This is a genomic window from Sphingopyxis solisilvae, assembly GCF_015475875.1.
GTDB lineage: Bacteria > Pseudomonadota > Alphaproteobacteria > Sphingomonadales > Sphingomonadaceae > Sphingopyxis > Sphingopyxis solisilvae.
Window position 1 is genome coordinate 1 of the sequence record NZ_JADKYM010000048.1, and the last position, 1529, is coordinate 1529.

Sequence of the window (1529 nt, forward strand, 5' to 3'; positions counted from 1 at the left end):
TGGCGTTCCGTCCCCCCCCCCTCCCTTTCTACTTTGCGACCTTTGTGTCGAGCGAAGTCGAGACACGCCGAAGGCACGCGCGAACGAAGCGTGTCTCGACTTCGCTCGGCACGAACGGATAAAGGGAATGGGATGACGAACACCCTGTCCTCCACCCCGCCCGCGCAGCGCCGCCTGCTCGGCGCCCTGGTGATCCTGCTGCTGCTCGCGCAGATCGAACAGCCTTATCCCGAAATCGCGCTGCTTCAGCACATCCCGACGATGCTGCTGCTCGTCGCCGCGCCCGCGCTGCTCCGGCGCTGGCCGCTCTCGACCGCGGCCGTCGCGTGTATCGTCGCCTTCCTGGCCCTCCACACCCTTGGCGGGCGCTATGCCTATAGCAGCGTCCCCTACGACGCCTGGGCGCACACCCTCATCGGCACCAGCCTCTCCGAAGCCTTCGGATGGACCCGCAACCATTACGACCGCCTCGTCCATTTCGCCTTTGGCGCGCTGTCGGTGATCCCGGTCGCCGAAATCGCACGGCGTTGGGGCGGGCTAAGCCATCGCGGCGCGACGTTAACCGTGCTTGCTTGGGTCTTGGCCACATCCTGCCTTTACGAAATCTTCGAATGGCTGCTCACCATCGTCGCGGCGGGCGAGACCGCCGACCGCTATAATGGCCAGCAAGGTGACATCTGGGACGCGCAAAAGGATATGGCGCTGGCGGCGCTGGGTGCGATATTGGTGCTGCTGGTTCAGCGGAGGAGATAGGCGATGCGTAATATGACAGCCCTCGCGATGGTGGCACTGCTCGCCGCCTGCAAACCGGCGCCCGAAAAGACGCCCGCCGCGACTGAAACAACCGCGCCCCCGGTCCCCGAAGCCAAAGCCGACGGCCCCGCCGCCGCGACCACCGCGGTCAGCCTCGATGGCGAAGGGCTGCGCTTCATCGACAAGAGCAGCGGCAAGGCCAGCCTGCTCGCCTTCGGCGTCCCGCGCGCGCAGGCCGAAACCGCACTCGCCAACGTCGCGGGGCAAGCCGACGATCGCAGCAGCAACGACGAGTGCGGCGCCGGTCCGATGCAATTCACCCGCTACGACGCGATGACACTGAATTTTCAGGGCGATAAATTCGTCGGCTGGTTCCTCGGCAATGAACCCGGCGCTAGCGCCTATTCGACCGCGAGCGGCATCGCCATCGGCACGACCCGCGCCAAGGCGGGCGAGTCGGTGTCGATCGTCGACGTCGAGGACAGCACGCTGGGCGAGGAATTCAGCATCGGCACCGGCGAGAAGGTCGTCGGCGGCATGTTTGCGGCGCCCGGCGATACAGCGAAGATCGATGCGCTTTTCGCGGGGGTGAATTGCTTCTTTCGGTGATGGGCGCGGCTATCGGAAGCTGGCTTTGATCCTCCCTGCGGCGAAGCCGTGGGGAGGTGGCAGCGCGAAGCGCTGACGGAGGGGCTTTGGCGCTGCCGTCGCTGCCCCTCCACCATCGCCTGCGGCGCGAGCGGCGCGAGATGTGCCGGGAATTGCTTCGCCACCTC

General features: G+C 66.3%; 2 protein-coding genes. Both read left to right on the forward strand.

The window, feature by feature from the left end:
• Nucleotides 1-132 precede the first annotated feature (132 nt).
• Nucleotides 133-753 (forward strand): DUF2238 domain-containing protein, encoded by a 621-nt coding sequence (locus IR187_RS16650; RefSeq protein WP_194955689.1) that lies wholly within the window; start codon nucleotides 133-135, stop codon nucleotides 751-753.
• A gap of 3 nt (nucleotides 754-756) precedes the next feature.
• Nucleotides 757-1362, forward strand: coding sequence for a hypothetical protein (locus IR187_RS16655; protein WP_194955690.1), 606 nt, complete (start codon nucleotides 757-759; stop codon nucleotides 1360-1362).
• Nucleotides 1363-1529: the final 167 nt, after the last annotated feature.